A 16,501-nucleotide genomic window follows, 5' to 3' on the forward strand; every position below is an offset into this window, starting at 1 on the left:
GCCCTCATAAAGCGAGGGCTTATTTTTTATACTTGATAAGAATGCTCTAATTTATCAATTAATGAACCAACGTAAGAAACAGCTTTACGGATTGCGTCTGGTTTTGACATATCTACTCCGGCATGTTTCATTGTACCACCAGCGATCAATAGCAGGTTGTCCTTCCTCTTTAATCATTTGAGCTACTGCAGTGGATGCAGTGTGTGCTGCCTTTTTTGTAGTATTTCTAGTAACGATTTACGGAAAGGTTCAAGTTTTGTTTCTTCAGTTAAATATTTTTCAATTGTTCCTTCGCCGAATATGAGGATTTCATTATGAATAAAGGATAGTGCAGTATGTACTTTCGTCCATAAAGCAGAAATTTTGGAAGAGTTCGCTTGAATACTTGGATTTGTACGATCAGTAGATTCTTTTAAATTTGCATATGAGTACAGTTTTGTTAACGTCATTAAAAGTTCTTCTTCTAAAAGTAGGCAATTTAATAAAGTGTGGGAGCTAGTATGTAAATGTCCTTTAAATGAATCAAGTTTCTGTATATCATTTTCCAATGCGTTTAATGCAGTATGCTATTCGGCATCAGAATTATACAAATCGGATAAATCCCATGTTAGTTCAGCAGGTACCTCTGCGCAATTAAGACGATTTTCTATTACATTTTTCAAGTCGTATATCCTCCTTATTAAGACTATCTAAAAATATAATAATAGAAAATTCGGTTAAATTAAAATATTTTTCATTTTTATATACAAAAAAGAAGGACAAGCATGAAAATGCTTGTCCTTCAAGTTAATTTAAGAATTAATATACTTTGTCACCATTGAAAATCGAGTTTTTCACGACAACATAATCTACAGTACGAATAGCATCTAATTTTGTTCCACCAGCGTAAGAGATAGAAGATTGAAGATCTTGTTCCATTTCGATTAACGTATCTTCTAAAGAACCTTTATGCTCAACGAACATTTTCTTACCTTCAACGTTTTTCTTCTCACCCTTTTGGAATTCAGAAGCAGAACCGAAGTATTCTTTATAAAGTTTGCCATCTCTTTCAATTGTTTCCCCTGGAGACTCTTCGTGACCAGCGAATAGAGAACCGATCATGACCATAGTTGCCCCAAATCGTATAGATTTAGCTACGTCGCCGTGTGTACGAATACCACCATCAGCGATAATTGGCTTACTTGCAGCTTTTGCACACCAGCGAAGTGCAGCTAGCTGCCAACCACCAGTTCCGAAGCCTGTTTTAATTTTAGTAATACAAACTTTACCAGGTCCAATACCAACTTTTGTTGCATCGGCACCAGCATTTTCTAATTCTCTTACCGCTTCTGGAGTTCCAACGTTTCCAGCGATAACGAAGCTCTCTGGTAAATGTTTTTTAATATGTTGAATCATGTTGATCACAGCATTAGAATGACCGTGTGCGATATCAATCGTGATATATTCAGGTGTCAGTTGCTCAGCAGCTAATTGTTGTACGAATTCATATTCGTCCTCTTTTACACCAACGCTGATAGAAGCGATTAATCCACGTGATTGCATATCTCTAATGAATGAGATTCGTTTCTCTGGTTGGAAACGATGCATGATATAAAAGTAGTTGTTCTCAGCTAAATAAGTTGCAATTCTTTCATCAATAATCGTTTGCATATTTGCAGGTACGACAGGTAATTTAAATTTATGTTTTCCTAAAGTGACAGTTGTATCACATTCAGAGCGGCTATTTACAATACATTTTGCAGGAATTAATTGAATATCTTCATAGTCGAATACGTTTTCCATCATTTACACCCCTAAAATACGAATATTTTATTTTTATTAATCAAAAATGTTCGTCCATAGGATAATTTACATTATTTTTATTAAGAAGTCAAAGGATTTCTTAACGTTTTTTGAAAAAGTAGATTTTATATCTGAAAAAGAACGTTAAAAACGAATTTAAAACGTTTTTTCATTTGTATTGTTCGTTTATGAGAAGGGTTGAAAAATTAAGATAATTATACAAGGTTGTATGTATTCTTTTTATCTTTTTTGAGTGGATGTAGGATACTATGAAAAGGTTAATGCTAACAATACGAGCAAAAGATGTTATCAAGTAGTTGAACATTATATGAAATGATAAGGTTTATTTCTATATAAAAAGATGAATCTGGCATGATCCACCTTTTTATGTGAGGTTTCAAGTATAATAAGTAGGGTGATAGTAATGTATACAAAAGATAAAAAAGAAAATAATACAAAATAAAATGAGGTTAATATATGAGTAAAAAAAGTTTTTCTGATTATAAACTAAGTACGGAAATCGTAAGGGCACTTACTGGGTTAGGATATAATCATCCAACAGAAGTACAAGGTGAGGTTATTCCAGTTGCATTAGAAAAGAAGGATCTTGTTGTGAAGTCCCAGACTGGAAGTGGAAAAACAGCTTCATTTGGTATTCCACTTTGTGAAATGGTGGAGTGGGAAGAGAATAAACCACAAGCATTAGTTTTAACACCAACGAGAGAGCTTGCGGTACAGGTAAAAGAAGATATTACAAATATAGGTCGATTCAAAAGGATTAAGGCTGCGGCAGTTTATGGGAAATCTCCATTTGCACGTCAAAAATTAGAATTAAAGCAAAAGACACATATTGTAGTTGGTACTCCTGGTCGTGTGTTGGATCATATTGAGAAGGGTACCCTTTCTTTAGAGTGTTTGAAGTATTTAGTTATTGATGAAGCAGATGAGATGCTAAATATGGGCTTTATCGATCAAGTGGAGGCAATTATTGATGAATTACCTACAAAAAGAATGACGATGTTATTTTCAGCAACACTTCCAGAAGATGTTGAGAAATTGTCTCGTACATATATGAATTCACCAATTCATATTGAAATTAAAGCAGCTGGGATTACGACGGATAAAATTGAACATACTCTTTTTGAGGTGATAGAAGACGAGAAGCTTTCACTACTTAAAGATGTAACAACGATTGAGAATCCTGATAGCTGTATTATTTTCTGTCGTACACAAGAAAATGTAGATCATGTATATAGACAATTAAAACGAGCTAACTATCCTTGTGACAAAATACATGGTGGTATGGTACAAGAAGATCGTTTTGAAGTCATGGATGATTTTAGAAAAGGAAAATTCCGTTATTTAGTAGCAACAGATGTAGCTGCGAGAGGAATTGATATTGATAATATTACACATGTTATTAATTATGATATTCCACTTGAAAAAGAAAGCTACGTACATCGTACTGGAAGAACGGGACGAGCTGGAAATAGTGGAAAAGCTATTACATTTATAACACCATATGAAAATAGATTTTTAGAAGAGATTGAGGAGTATATTGGATTTGAAATTCCAAAGGCAATTGGACCTTCAAAAGAAGAAGTTATGAAAGAGAAAGCTGCATTTGAAGAAAAGATACATGCTAAACCAATTATAAAGAAAGATAAAAATGCAGATATCAACAAAGGCATTATGAAGCTGTACTTTAATGGCGGGAAGAAAAAGAAAATTAGGGCGGTAGATTTCGTCGGTACAATTGCTAAAATTAAAGGTGTTACAGCAGAAGATATAGGTATTATTACGATACAAGATAATGTTTCTTACGTTGAAATATTAAATGGAAAAGGACCACTTGTCTTGAAAGTCATGAAGACTACAACGATTAAAGGGAAACAACTAAAAGTTCATGAAGCAATTAAGTAAATAAAAAACTATCCACTTTAATAGGTGGATAGTTTTTTATTTATGATTCTTTTAAATCATCCACTAGTTGCTCCGCTAAACGTCTATACATATTACTCATAGTGACGAAGGATGTTAGTAGTAGAAATTTTTCTAGCTTTGTATCTTCTAAGGAAGAAATCTCATTTACTTCTGTAACACGGTTATTTACGTCTTGTTTAAAGCTTTCGACATTGCTTTCAGTAAGAGCAAGATAATTTTTGTATAACGTATTTAATTCGAATGAATCATCATTTAATAAGGAGTCATTTATAGTTTCTAATGAACTTTTTATGTCGTTAATGGAGAGAGCTCCCTTTAATTGATAAATTAGGCTAATTAAAATCATATGCTCTTTTGAATACTTTTTATTTTTGATAGGGATGAATAGTTTCCCTTTTGCGTAATTATTAATCATCGTTTTTGTTAATACTTTTTCATCATCAGTTCTCGTTGTATCTGCATAAGTATTCTCAAATAGTTGGACAACTTGGTCTACATATAAGTCAACATTTGGAATATCCTCAAGTTTAATGTTTTTTTCTAAATGTAATGTCTTAAGTAATTCATTTATATTTTCCACGTAGAATCCCTCACTTTTATAACTTAGTGGAACTTAATGTTTAATATATCTTTAAATATGGTATTACGAAACAAATGAATTGTAAATGTTGACCTTAAAAAGAAATATGTATATAATTACATGTAGTTATTGAAACTACATGTAATTATATGAGGGGTGTTATTATGAATACTTATGTAAGGGAACCAGTTAATGCATTTACTCACTTAGGTGGAGCGATATTATCATTTATTGCGTTATTAGCTATGCTTGTGAAAGTTTCTATCAAGATGCCATCATTTGCTGCAATTACAGCTGTTATTTTGTTTGGTATTGGAATGATGGTCCTTTATACGGCGTCAGCTGTATATCATAGTGTTGTGGCCAATGAACGTGTTATATACTTCTTTAGGAAGCTAGATCATTCTATGATTTTTATATTAATTGCAGGTACATATGCACCCTTTTGCTTAATTACATTAAATTCAGCAAGTGGTTTGCTATTATTTTGTTTAGTCTATGCAACTGCGATTTGTGGCATTGTATTTAAAATGTTTTGGTTTAATTGTCCAAGGTGGTTATCGACAGCAATTTATATTACGATGGGTTGGTTAATTGTTTTATTCTTTGCACCGTTAGCTGAGAATTTAAGTACAGGAGGCATTATTTTCTTAGTACTTGGGGGCATTTTTTATACAATTGGTGGATTTATTTATGGAACAAAGCCAAAATGGTTAGAGTTTAAATACATGGGGCATCATGAAATTTTTCATGTTTTTGTATTATTAGGTAGTCTTGCGCATTTTCTAAGTGTATATTGTTACGTAATTTAATAAAAAAACGTCACATAATTTTTATTATGTGGCATTTTTTTATTACCTGATTAGAATCGTATATGTTATAAAATTATTATGGGATAAAATGTAAGTTTCTGTGTTCGCATGTTAAACATAGGATAAGAAATATGTGATATACTTTGAGAAGTTTATAATGAATGAAATATGGAGGACTATAATTATGGCAATACTTGTAACAGGTGGAGCAGGATATATTGGTAGTCATACATGTGTAGAATTACTAAATAGCGGTTACGAAGTTATAGTAGTGGATAATCTTTCGAATAGCTCGGTAGAATCTATAAATCGAGTAAAAGAAATAACAGGAAAACAATTTAAGTTTTATAAAGAAGATGTTTTAAATCGCGAAGCGCTTGACGCAATTTTTGAAGAAAATTCAATTGAAGCAGTTATTCACTTTGCAGGATTTAAAGCTGTAGGGGAGTCAGTAGCGATTCCATTAACATATTATCATAACAACATTACAAGCACGTTAGTGCTATGTGAAGTAATGCAGAAACATAATGTAAAGAAGATAATCTTTAGTTCATCTGCAACTGTATATGGTATCCCGGAAACGTCACCGATTACGGAGGAGTTTCCATTAAGTGCAACAAATCCATATGGTCAAACGAAATTAATGATTGAGCAAATTATGCGTGATGTAGCATTTGCAGATGCAGAATGGAGTATCGCATTACTTCGCTATTTCAATCCATTTGGTGCACACGAAAGTGGGCGTATCGGAGAAGATCCAAATGGAATCCCAAATAACTTAATGCCATATGTAACGCAAGTAGCGGTAGGTAAGTTAAAAGAATTAAGCGTATTCGGAAATGACTATCCAACGAAAGATGGAACAGGAGTCCGTGATTACATCCATGTTGTGGACTTAGCAAATGGTCACGTAAAGGCGCTTGAGAAAGTACTGAGTACAACAGGAGTAGATGCTTATAACCTGGGCACAGGCATGGGCTATAGTGTACTAGAGATGGTTGAAGCGTTTGAAAAAGTTTCGGGCAAGAAAGTTCCTTATAAAATTACAGAGCGTCGCCCAGGTGATGTGGCAGTATGTTTTGCTGATGCATCGAAAGCAAAGCGTGAATTAGGCTGGGAGGCAACACGCGGATTAGAAGAAATGTGTGCTGACTCTTGGAAATGGCAATCAAATAATAAAAATGGCTATTTAGAAGTTTAATGATGAATATAAAAAATGACCTTTGCATAAAAGCAAGAGGTCATTTTTTATATTCATTTTCTACTAAGTTTATTAGCGAACCTAGAAAAGAACGTTCGCTGTTTTAAATGATATGATTTTACAATATCTTATGCTAGAAGGTAGTAGAATGAGATAGAGTAATGTATTATTTTATTAATTTTTTATGGGAATTGAAAGCGTATTATTGAAATGTATTCCAACACTTGTATCATTGCTAGAGTACGTTTATAATCAAGGAATCCTAGTTCATGTTTTGATAGGAGTATTTATTATTGAAAGCGTTTTAAATTCACTCCTTTTTTTGAGGTAGGAGGTCTGACTTATTTAGGTGAAAAATTATGTATGTAGTTTTAAATGGGAAGAAAAATAATATAAGTATCATTTTATAGTGTGGGGAGGTTAAAAGTGTGAAAGGTAAAGATTTTCACACGAATATATATGGGTTATGTAGGATTATTACTTTCAGGGGCAGCTTTATTTTTAAATAGTCTTGTTATATTAGGGAAAGCAGAGATGAAAAGTGCGGGTGTTTTTAATTTATTTGTGGGTGCACTACAAATTATTATTCCGTTTTATTTGATTATGATTTCTGACCAAAGCAATTGGACAGTGTATTCATATGCGGCTACTTTCTTATTTGGATTAACTTATTTATATGTAGGTGTTACTTTTATAAAAGGAATGGATAGTAGTGGTCTAGGATGGTTTTGTATTTGGGTAGCAATTATAGCCTTATTCTATATGGTTGTTTCATTTGTTCAATTCCATGATGTTGTTAATGCGTTAACGTGGTTTATGTGGGCGTTACTTTGGTATTTATTCTTTGTATTAAATACACAAAAGAAGAACATTAATCAATATCTTGGAAGGATTGCCTTCGTACAATCATGGGTAACATTGACTTTACCTTCACTCTTTTATTTTATGGGAGTGTGGGGAGAGGGATTCGTATATGAATTATGGGTTTATGTATCTGTAATTTCTATTTTATACTTCTGTTATTGTATTTATAAATATCGAGTACGTTAATATATTATCTGTATAAAGGCATGGAATCGTTAAACGAATTCCATGCTTTTTATATGTTAGCACTTATAATAGAGAGGTAGTATTTTACAATTTGCTAAAGTGGGGATGATGAAGTTGAAAAAAGTATTGGTGCTAGGGGGAACAAGATTTTTTGGTAAACATTTAGTAGAAGCACTTTTGCAAGAGGGGCACGATGTAACGATTGCGACGAGAGGAATTACGGAAGATTCTTTTGGCAGTAGAGTAAAAAGACTTATTGTAGATAGGGAAGATGAAAAACAACTAGCAGAGCGTCTAGGAGATAAAAGTTATGATATTGTATACGATAATTTATGCTATAGCTCGAATGCAGCGAAGGTAATATGTGAAGTGTTACGAGGGAAAACGAAGAAATATGTTATGACATCTTCAATGGCCGTCTATGAACCTGCCCTAAGCTTATCAGAAGAAGACTTTAATCCGTACGAGTATGCAATCGCGTATGGAGATAGGAATGACTTCAATTATGGTGAAGGAAAGAGATTAGCTGAAGCCGTTGTATTTCAACATACAACATTCCCAGTCGTTGCAGTGCGTTTTCCAGTTGTTATTGGAGAAAATGATTATACGAAAAGGTTACAATTTTACGTTGAATGTATTGTGAACCAAAAACCTATCGTTGTGGATCATGTAGATGGAACTTTGTCATTTATACATGAAAAAGAGGCAGGAGAGTTTCTAGCTTGGTGCGAAATGGCAAATGTGAGAGGACCAATTAACGCCTGTAGTAACGGAGTAGTTTCTATGGAAGAAATTATTCATTTCATAGAAGAGAAGACAGGAATAAAAGCACTCATTCAGAAAGCTGGGGGAAATATAGCTCCTTATAATGAGGTAACTAACTGTACGTTACATAATGGAAAGGCTCGTGAATTCGGATTTTTGTTCCGAGAGCTGAAACTAGAAATAAAAAATATTTTAAAACATTATATAAATACAATGAAGTAATCATAAATCCCCCGGTGGCAATCCGGGGGATTCTGGAGGATTTCGACAATACTGATTTTACATTACCAAATTTACCTTATACGTACGACTAATGTTTTTGTGATTGAATTGCTTGTAAATACTTCTCGTTTACTTGGTCCCAGTTTACTGTATGCCACCAGTTGGTAACAAACTCTGGGCGCCTATTTTGATACTTTAAATAATAAGCATGTTCCCATACATCAATTACGAGTAAGGGGATTTTCCCTTCTTGCAAAGGTGTATCTTGATTTGGTGTACTCATAACAGAGAGTTCCTCACCGTCAAGAACAAGCCATCCATAGCCACTTCCAAAACGACTAATAGCTGCTTTGGAAAGTTGATCTTTTAAGTTGTCAAAGGTATTGAAATAATAATCAATTACTTTTGCAACGTCTCCATTAGGCTCACCGCCACCTCGTGGGCTCATCACTTCCCAAAAAAGACTATGACAATAGTGACCACCACCGTTATTTCGTACAGCTGTAACAATTTCCTTCGGTAAAGCATCTAAATTACATAGCAATTCTTCTAAAGATTTATTATGTAATTCAGTATAATTTTCTAAAGTAGCATTTAAATTGTTTACGTATGTCGCATGGTGCTTTCCATGATGAATGGCAAGTGTATTGCTATCAATATGTGGCTCTAGTTCATCATAGTCATATGAAAGCTTTGGCAATTGAAATGAAGACATAACATTCCCTCCTTTCGACTTAAAAAGTTGGTCTAGGTAAAAATACTTTACCTGAGTCAAAAATACACCCGTTTTCCATATAAGTCAATAGTAATTCCATTAATTTTCTGAAAAATATTACAATAAAAGTAACACTCTCACTTTCATTTGTGACTCCTATCCTTTTTGCTTATACTGTAAAGTAGCAGGGTTTTGTTGAAATAGAAGGAGATTGTTTATGAGTAAAACGAAACAATTAATAGAGGAAGCAAGTAATTTTATTACGATTTGTTATAAGGAGCTTCATAAAGAACAATTGATAGAAGAACGTATAAAAGAAATTCAAATTGAGATAGAGAAGACAGGGACATATGAGCATACATTTGAAGAACTTGTTCATGGTTCACGAATGGCATGGCGTAACAGTAATAGATGTATTGGAAGACTATTTTGGAGTAAGATGCACATATTAGATGCGCGCGAAGTAAATGATGAAGAGGGTGTATATAATGCATTAATTCATCATATTAAATATGCAACGAACGACGGAAAAGTTAAACCAACCATTACGATTTTTAAGCAATATCAAGGTGAAGAAAATAATATAAGAATTTATAATCACCAATTGATTCGATATGCAGGATATAAAACAGAAACGGGAGTGATTGGTGATTCTCATTCCGCTACATTTACGGACTTTTGTCAGGAGCTTGGTTGGCAAGGAGAAGGTACGAATTACGATGTATTGCCACTTGTGTTTTCTATAGATGGAAAAGCGCCTATATATAAAGAAATTCCGAGAGAAGAAGTAAAAGAAGTGCCAATTGAACACCCGGAATACCCTATTTCATCACTTGGAGTAAAATGGTATGGTGTTCCAATGATTTCAGATATGCGTTTAGAAATTGGCGGTATTTCTTATACAGCCGCTCCGTTCAATGGATGGTATATGGGAACAGAAATTGGGGCGCGCAACTTAGCAGATCATGATCGTTATAATTTACTTCCGGCTGTTGCGGAGATGATGGATTTAGATACATCGAGAAACGGTACCTTATGGAAAGATAAGGCGCTAATTGAGTTAAATATTGCCGTACTACACTCCTTTAAAAAACAAGGAGTTAGTATTGTTGATCACCATACTGCTGCACAACAATTTCAGCAATTTGAGAAGCAAGAAGCTGCTTGTGGTCGTGTTGTAACAGGTAATTGGGTATGGCTTATTCCACCATTATCTCCAGCTACCACCCACATTTATCATAAACCGTATCCGAATGAAATTTTGAAGCCAAATTTCTTTCATAAATGATATTTAGTGTAGGTTTTTTCTGTGAAATATAATTTTTTAAAATTACTGTTATGTAGCAAATGGAAGCCTTTACTCTCGGTTATTTTTGGAAGAGGCTTTTTGAACCAAGGAGTTCCTTATGTTATAATCAAATTTCTGTTTCGAAGACCTTATAGAAATATAAGGTCTTTTGTTTTGCTTTTTTATGTAAGAGGAAGAGATTCTTTCTTTTTAATAAGGGATTTGGCATATTTTTAGGGACAACATAAGTATGTGGGAAGTCGATAAAATGTTATGCATATATAATTATTGTGTTTTGGTTTTAAACAATAAAACATAATAAAGTTGTTTTTTTAGATTGCTGAGGAAGGAGGAAGTGTAAATGAGGATGAAGAGTCGAAAAACTGATTGGCCTGTATTTATTATTAGTGGTGGTTCACTTTTATTATTTGTAATTGCAGTTTTTTTGAACAAGGATTATGTAGAGAGTGCGATTAATAAAAGTTTCGCTTTTTCAATTAAATATTTCGGTGCCTTCTGGCAAATTTTATTATTAGGTACATTTATTGTTGCGATGTGTATGGCGTTCTCCAAATATGGGAGAGTTAAGCTTGGAGGATTAGAAAAACCTGAGATTAGTACGGCAAAATGGCTTGCTATTATTATGTCTACATTACTTGCCGGAGGTGGCGTTTTTTGGGCAGCAGCAGAGCCAATGTATCATTTGATGACGGTGCCACCAATACATGATGGTATATCTGCTGGAACGAAAGAAGCAGTCATGCCTGCTTTAGCACAAAGTTATATGCATTGGGGATTTTTAGCATGGACGATTTTAGGTACAATTAGTGCGGTAGTTATGATGTATGGACATTATCATAAAGATATGCCGCTAAAACCTCGAACGCTTTTATATCCTATTTTTGGGGAAAAATTAAGAAAGAGCCTGCTTGGAACGATAATTGATGCAGCTGCAATTATTGCAGTAGCTGCAGGTACAATTGGCCCAATTGGATTTTTAGGTTTACAAGCAAGTTATGGATTACAAGAATTATTTGGAATTTCTGATGTGTTTACTACTCAATTAGCAATTATTGTTTGTGTGGTGGCCGTGTCTACCATATCGGCAGTAACAGGTATTGATAAAGGGATTCAAATTATAAGTAATTTAAATGTTAGATTAGCAATTGTATTAATGGCATTCATATTACTATTTGGGCCAGGTGGATTTATTATTGATTCGTTTGTTTCTTCGTTTGGATTTTATGTAAATGAATTTATACCGATGAGCACATATCGTGGTGATGCAAGTTGGTTAGGATCTTGGACAATCTTTTTCTGGGGATGGTTTATTGGATACGGACCAATGATGGCAATTTTAGTGAGTCGAATTTCAAGAGGGAGAACGATTCGAGAAATCATCGTTGCAATTGGAATTATCGCACCTATTATTACAACGTTTTGGTTTACTATATTAGGTGGATCAGGCGTGTTTTATGAGTTGATGAATCCTGGGTCTATCTCGGACGCATTAAGTGAATCTGGTATGCCGGCAGCTATGATTGCAATTACAGGACAATTGCCACTTTCTAATATTATTGGACCAGCATTTCTTTTATTAACAATTTTATTTGTAGTGACAACAGGGGATTCAATGGCGTATTCCATTTCAATGGCAGTGACTGGAGACGGAGATCCTAGAATTAGTTTGCGAATTTTTTGGTCGCTTATTATGGGCGCAGTTGCAGCAATTCTTTTATATATGGGTGAAGGAAGTATTAATGCGCTACAATCGTTTATCGTGGTGACGGCAGTTCCGGTATCAATTTTGTTATTCCCAATGCTATGGTTAGCGCCTAAAGTTGCGGGAGAATTAGCATTAAAACAAGGTATTGTAAAAGAAGAAGATAAAACTGCATTCTTATTTCAGAAGGCTAGTAAATCAAAATAAATAAAAACGTAAAAGAGGAAGCATCTTAAATGAGATGCTTCCTCTTTTACGTTTAATCTAATACTTTTCCCTTTGTTTCTGGTACACATAGTAGCATTGTAATTAACCCGATTGGGTAGATGATAAAAATCAAGGACAATGCTCCAAGTAGGTTGCCACCTGTAGCGAGTAAGCCAATAATAACAGGCCCAAATCCAGCTAACCCACGTCCTGTACCGAAAATAAAGTTTTCAGCGGTAGAGCGAGCTTCAGCAGGATAGTTTTCAGCTAAAATTGCCCCAAATCCTCCCATCATTCCATTTGCAAAGAATCCAAGCAATGCACTTCCCCATAATAATAATGTTGAATCTGTGAATAAGAAGAAGTAAATGAGACAGTATACTGTACCGCCAATATAATAGATTGCAAAAGTTTTACGGCGACCAATTTTATCAGCTAGAATACCAAAGATTGCAATTCCAATTAGCATACCGATGGTAGAAATGAACATCCAGCCACTTGCTTTTGCTAATGTATAGTTATATTTATTTGCTAAAATAGTGGGCATCCATGTGAAGATTCCGTAATATCCGAAGTTTTGGATAAACGACATAATAATAAGACCAATTGTTGTAATTGTTACTTTTTTATTGGCAAATAACTTTCGAAGTGGGAATTTTTTTATATGTTTTAGTTGTTCTGCTTCAGTAGTTGTTAATTTACCTGTAGCTTCTTTTTGCAACAGTTCCTTTTTGTAGCGTTGTTTTTGCTCCCATATTTTCGGTTCACTTAAACTTTTACGGACATAGACAGCTAGTAAAGCTGGAATTAATCCAAATAAGAAAACGGCTCTCCATCCAAAGTGTGGGACAATAAATGCTGGAAGGAGTGAAGCAATCAGTACACCAAATTGCCATCCAAGTGCAACAACGGATGGCGCTTTAGCTCGCATTTCTTTAAACCAGGTTTCTGTTACGATGGCCATTCCGATTCCGAATTCACCACCAACTCCCATTCCAACTAAAAAGCGCAGAATTAATAATTGCCAGTAGTCTGTTGCGAAATAAATGAGTGCGGTTGCTAGTGAAAACAGTAAGATTGTGAAGGCCATTGTACGAATACGGCCAAATAAATCAGCAATAAATCCAAATAAATAAGAACCAATTAACATCCCTATTGTGGTAGCTAATGTTAAGTTTCCACCTTCAACAGGACTTAAGTGAAACTCTTTTAAAATATAGACAAGTACGAAAGATAATAGCAACATATCTAAACCTTCTGCTGCATATCCTAGCGCAGAACCAAATAATGTTTTATATCTTTTCGCTTTCGTCTCCTCTGTTGTTTGTTGTACATCAGTAGTGACGTTCATTATTACTCCTCCTTATTTTCTACAGTCGCTATGGAAGAATAACAAAAGGCCTTCTCACCTGATATGATGAGAAGGCCAAAAAAGCATACGTATCCCCCAAAAAGAACATACGTATATTATATTCCGACTTCCTTCTCAACCTCACGGGGTTGGGTTAAAGGACTGTATTATATTACTTTATTTTTAGCACTCTTCTATTGTATTGTCAAATAAAGAGGAAGTTATTATGTGTAAAATATTTCAAAAAATATTTCGTTCTTCTTGACGCCGACTTCATTATTTTCCCATAATAAAACTAACTAAATAAAAAGGAATGAATCAAAGATGCTAAATTTAGTACTCATGATGATTGAACGAGTCGGACTTATAGTTATTTTAGGATTTTTACTCTCTCATATTAAAACTTTCAGACGCCTCCTTCATAAACAGGATGGCTATGTAGATAAGCTGAAGCTTATTTGTATTTTTTCGGTATTTACAATTGTAAGCAATTACACTGGGATTGAAATAGCAGGAAATACGATTATGAATGAAAACTGGTTACAAGGTGTTTCTTCGTCAAGTACAATTGCGAATACGCGTATTATGGGTGTCGGTATTAGCGGCTTACTTGGTGGCCCTATCGTAGGGGTTGGAGTAGGATTTATTGCTGGTATTCATCGTTATATGCTTGGTGGTACGACAGCGCTAAGCTGCGCAATCTCTTCTATTTTAGCGGGGATTATAACTGGTTATATTGGATATATTTTCAAAAAATATAATCGTACAATTACTCCTAAGTTTTCAGCAGTTTTAAGTGTTTTTATCGTATCTTTAGAAATGCTAATGATTTTATTAATTATAGAGGATGGAATTAGCGTTGTGAAAACAATAGCGATACCAATGATTCTTGTAAATAGTTTTGGAAGTTTTATTTTACTTTCTATGATACAAGCTATTTTGCGTCAGGAGGAGAATGCAAAGGCACTTCAGACCCATAAAGTATTACGTATTGCAGATAAAACGTTACCGTATTTCCGCCAAGGCTTAACAGAAGAATCATGTAAGCATGTGGCACAAATTATTCACCGTTTTACAGGAACAGATGCGGTATCCTTAACAGATACAGAGAAAATATTAGCTCATGTTGGATTAGCATCAGATCACCATATTCCTTCACATAGTTTAATAACCGGTTTGTCGAAAGAAGTGTTAAACACAGGGAAAATAATGAAAGCGAAATCACGTGAGGTTATTAATTGTCAACATGAAGGGTGCCCTTTGCAAGCGGCGATTGTAATTCCACTAACTTCGCATGGAAATACGATAGGGACATTAAAACTCTATTTCAAAAATCCTAACCAGTTAAGTCGTGTGGAAGAGGAATTAGCAGAAGGGTTAGCAAAAATATTCTCCACGCAGTTAGAGTTAGGAGAAGCTGAGTTGCAAAGTAAATTACTTCAAGATGCGGAGATAAAAGCATTACAAGCGCAAATTAACCCACACTTTTTATTTAATGCGATTAATACAGTATCAGCTTTATGTCGAACAGATGTAGAAAAAGCAAGGAAGTTATTATTACAGCTTAGCGTATATTTCCGTTGTAATTTGCAAGGGGCACGTCAGTTATTGATTCCACTAGAACAAGAATTAAACCATGTACAGGCATACTTATCACTAGAACAAGCAAGGTTCCCAAATAAGTATGAGGTAAAGATGTATATTGAAGATGAGCTAAAGACAACTTTAGTACCACCATTTGTTCTTCAACTATTGGTTGAAAATGCATTGCGACATGCTTTTCCGAAGAAGCAACCAGTATGCGAAGTGGAAGTGCATGTTTTTGAAAAAGAGGGTATGGTTCACTTTGAAGTAAAAGATAATGGACAGGGAATTGAGGAAGAACGTTTAGAACAATTAGGAAAGATGGTAGTTTCGTCAAAGAAAGGGACTGGAACAGCTTTATATAATATTAATGAACGTCTTATTGGGTTATTTGGGAAAGAAACGATGCTTCATATTGAAAGTGAATTAAATAAAGGGACGGAGATTACCTTTATTATTCCAAAAAAAGTAGGGGAGGAAGAGCCGGGTGTTAAAAGTATTAGTAGTTGACGATGAAATGTTAGCACGTGATGAACTAAAGTATTTATTAGAGAGAACGAAAGAAGTTGAGATAATTGGTGAGGCTGATTGTGTGGAAGACGCATTAGAAGAACTAATGCAAAGTAGACCAGATATTGTGTTTTTAGATATTCAATTATCCGATGATAACGGATTTGAAATCGCGAATATATTAAAGAAGATGAAAAATCCACCTGCAATTGTATTTGCTACTGCCTATGATCAATATGCGCTGCAAGCATTTGAAGTAGATGCGTTAGACTACATTTTAAAACCATTTGATGAAGAGCGTATTGTGCAGACATTAAAGAAGTATAAAAAACAAAAACAAGCGCAAATAGAAACGAAGCACGAAATAAAGGGGACAGATGTAACAGCAGAGATGCATAAATTAGCATTACCAATTGAAGAATCAATCGTACTTGTGAATATTGAAGATATTATATATGTAGGGCTTGTAGATGGGAAAGTAACAGTAAAAACAACGAGGGAAACGTATGTAACACATGATACACTTGTAATTTTAGAGAAGAAGTTACCACAAGCAAGCTTCATGCGCGTACACCGTAGCTTTATTGCGAATATTAATCATATTACTGAAATTCAGCCATGGTTTAATTCTACTTATAATTTAATCATGAAAGAAGGATCGAAAGTACCTGTTAGCCGTACATATGCAAAAGAACTCAAGAAGCTGCTTCGTATTTAAGAAGCAGCTTTTGTATTTCATCCTTTTATATTTGTAACTGATTCTGTAT

Annotated in this window: 14 protein-coding genes and 1 pseudogene; 9 read left to right on the forward strand and 6 right to left on the reverse strand. The window is 34.4% G+C overall.

Annotation, left to right across the window (positions count from 1 at the left end):
- Positions 1 to 26 precede the first annotated feature (26 nt).
- The 3 genes and pseudogenes from D1166_RS16810 to guaC form a co-directional block, all read right to left on the reverse strand.
- A complete protein-coding gene (locus D1166_RS16810; RefSeq protein ID WP_009327392.1) occupies positions 27 to 131 on the reverse strand; it encodes an oligoendopeptidase F in 105 nt (34 codons plus the stop codon).
- A 60-nt stretch (positions 132 to 191) separates the two neighbouring features.
- A pseudogene (locus D1166_RS16815) lies at positions 192 to 662 on the reverse strand (oligoendopeptidase F); the annotation flags it as partial.
- A 136-nt stretch (positions 663 to 798) separates the two neighbouring features.
- Positions 799 to 1,782, reverse strand: coding sequence for a GMP reductase (guaC, locus tag D1166_RS16820; protein WP_000432447.1), 984 nt, complete (start codon positions 1,780 to 1,782; stop codon positions 799 to 801).
- 477 nt (positions 1,783 to 2,259) lie between these two features.
- Here guaC and D1166_RS16825 point away from each other — a divergent pair, with 477 nt between their 5' ends.
- Positions 2,260 to 3,705 carry a DEAD/DEAH box helicase gene (locus tag D1166_RS16825; protein WP_000039354.1) on the forward strand — a complete coding sequence of 482 codons (1,446 nt, stop codon included), beginning with the start codon at positions 2,260 to 2,262 and terminating at the stop codon, positions 3,703 to 3,705.
- 40 nt (positions 3,706 to 3,745) lie between these two features.
- Here the strand turns inward: D1166_RS16825 and D1166_RS16830 are convergent, their stop codons facing one another.
- Entirely contained in the window at positions 3,746 to 4,306 is a 561-nt protein-coding gene (locus tag D1166_RS16830) for a DUF1836 domain-containing protein (RefSeq protein ID WP_000427884.1), read from the reverse strand.
- Positions 4,307 to 4,470: 164 nt separating this feature from the next.
- On the opposite strand from D1166_RS16830, the gene trhA reads away from it, so the two are divergent.
- From trhA to D1166_RS16855, 4 genes are all read left to right on the forward strand, one after another.
- Positions 4,471 to 5,118: a PAQR family membrane homeostasis protein TrhA gene (gene trhA, locus D1166_RS16835; protein ID WP_001099728.1), complete on the forward strand. Its 648-nt coding sequence runs from the start codon at positions 4,471 to 4,473 to the stop codon at positions 5,116 to 5,118.
- 184 nt (positions 5,119 to 5,302) lie between these two features.
- Positions 5,303 to 6,319, forward strand: a complete 1,017-nt coding sequence (gene galE, locus D1166_RS16840; RefSeq protein ID WP_000996548.1) for a UDP-glucose 4-epimerase GalE — start codon at positions 5,303 to 5,305, stop codon at positions 6,317 to 6,319.
- A 459-nt stretch (positions 6,320 to 6,778) separates the two neighbouring features.
- Complete coding sequence (locus tag D1166_RS16850; RefSeq protein WP_000542569.1) at positions 6,779 to 7,369, forward strand: AmiS/UreI family transporter; 591 nt, start codon at positions 6,779 to 6,781, stop codon at positions 7,367 to 7,369.
- 105 nt (positions 7,370 to 7,474) lie between these two features.
- Positions 7,475 to 8,356: an NAD-dependent epimerase/dehydratase family protein gene (locus tag D1166_RS16855; RefSeq protein ID WP_097862086.1), complete on the forward strand. Its 882-nt coding sequence runs from the start codon at positions 7,475 to 7,477 to the stop codon at positions 8,354 to 8,356.
- Positions 8,357 to 8,444: 88 nt separating this feature from the next.
- Here D1166_RS16855 and sodA read toward each other — a convergent pair whose 3' ends face one another.
- Positions 8,445 to 9,071 carry a superoxide dismutase [Mn] gene (sodA, locus tag D1166_RS16860; RefSeq protein WP_000094035.1) on the reverse strand — a complete coding sequence of 209 codons (627 nt, stop codon included), beginning with the start codon at positions 9,069 to 9,071 and terminating at the stop codon, positions 8,445 to 8,447.
- Positions 9,072 to 9,288: 217 nt separating this feature from the next.
- On the opposite strand from sodA, the gene D1166_RS16870 reads away from it, so the two are divergent.
- Both D1166_RS16870 and D1166_RS16875 read left to right on the forward strand, forming a co-directional pair.
- Positions 9,289 to 10,359: a nitric oxide synthase oxygenase gene (locus tag D1166_RS16870; protein ID WP_000047625.1), complete on the forward strand. Its 1,071-nt coding sequence runs from the start codon at positions 9,289 to 9,291 to the stop codon at positions 10,357 to 10,359.
- 361 nt (positions 10,360 to 10,720) lie between these two features.
- Positions 10,721 to 12,289, forward strand: coding sequence for a BCCT family transporter (locus D1166_RS16875; RefSeq protein WP_001242440.1), 1,569 nt, complete (start codon positions 10,721 to 10,723; stop codon positions 12,287 to 12,289).
- Positions 12,290 to 12,341: 52 nt separating this feature from the next.
- Here D1166_RS16875 and D1166_RS16880 read toward each other — a convergent pair whose 3' ends face one another.
- Entirely contained in the window at positions 12,342 to 13,640 is a 1,299-nt protein-coding gene (locus D1166_RS16880; RefSeq protein ID WP_118043360.1) for an MFS transporter, read from the reverse strand.
- Between the two features lie 324 nt (positions 13,641 to 13,964).
- On the opposite strand from D1166_RS16880, the gene lytS reads away from it, so the two are divergent.
- Together lytS and D1166_RS16890 are read left to right on the forward strand one after the other, a co-directional pair.
- On the forward strand, positions 13,965 to 15,734 hold the full coding sequence (lytS, locus tag D1166_RS16885) for a two-component system sensor histidine kinase LytS (RefSeq protein ID WP_000933590.1): 1,770 nt from the start codon (positions 13,965 to 13,967) through the stop codon (positions 15,732 to 15,734).
- Positions 15,712 to 16,452 (forward strand): LytR/AlgR family response regulator transcription factor, encoded by a 741-nt coding sequence (locus D1166_RS16890; protein WP_000921841.1) that lies wholly within the window; start codon positions 15,712 to 15,714, stop codon positions 16,450 to 16,452. Before lytS ends, D1166_RS16890 begins: the two co-directional genes overlap by 23 nt.
- The last annotated feature ends 49 nt before the right edge of the window (positions 16,453 to 16,501 follow it).

Source organism: Bacillus sp. ISO11 (assembly GCF_003458115.1).
GTDB lineage: Bacteria > Bacillota > Bacilli > Bacillales > Bacillaceae_G > Bacillus_A > Bacillus_A cereus.

Excerpts from the sequence above, each read along its gene's own strand:
- D1166_RS16855 (WP_097862086.1), top strand. The coding sequence starts at position 7,475 with ATGATGAAGTTGAAAAAAGTATTGGTGCTAGGGGGAACAAGATTTTTT.
- D1166_RS16875 (WP_001242440.1), top strand. The coding sequence starts at position 10,721 with ATGAGGATGAAGAGTCGAAAAACTGATTGGCCTGTATTTATTATTAGT.
- D1166_RS16810 (WP_009327392.1), bottom strand. The coding sequence starts at position 131 with ATGAAACATGCCGGAGTAGATATGTCAAAACCAGACGCAATCCGTAAA.
- D1166_RS16870 (WP_000047625.1), top strand. The coding sequence starts at position 9,289 with ATGAGTAAAACGAAACAATTAATAGAGGAAGCAAGTAATTTTATTACG.
- D1166_RS16880 (WP_118043360.1), bottom strand. The coding sequence starts at position 13,640 with ATGAACGTCACTACTGATGTACAACAAACAACAGAGGAGACGAAAGCG.
- D1166_RS16850 (WP_000542569.1), top strand. The coding sequence starts at position 6,779 with ATGGGTTATGTAGGATTATTACTTTCAGGGGCAGCTTTATTTTTAAAT.
- trhA (WP_001099728.1), top strand. The coding sequence starts at position 4,471 with ATGAATACTTATGTAAGGGAACCAGTTAATGCATTTACTCACTTAGGT.
- galE (WP_000996548.1), top strand. The coding sequence starts at position 5,303 with ATGGCAATACTTGTAACAGGTGGAGCAGGATATATTGGTAGTCATACA.
- sodA (WP_000094035.1), bottom strand. The coding sequence starts at position 9,071 with ATGTCTTCATTTCAATTGCCAAAGCTTTCATATGACTATGATGAACTA.
- lytS (WP_000933590.1), top strand. The coding sequence starts at position 13,965 with ATGCTAAATTTAGTACTCATGATGATTGAACGAGTCGGACTTATAGTT.
- D1166_RS16825 (WP_000039354.1), top strand. The coding sequence starts at position 2,260 with ATGAGTAAAAAAAGTTTTTCTGATTATAAACTAAGTACGGAAATCGTA.
- guaC (WP_000432447.1), bottom strand. The coding sequence starts at position 1,782 with ATGGAAAACGTATTCGACTATGAAGATATTCAATTAATTCCTGCAAAA.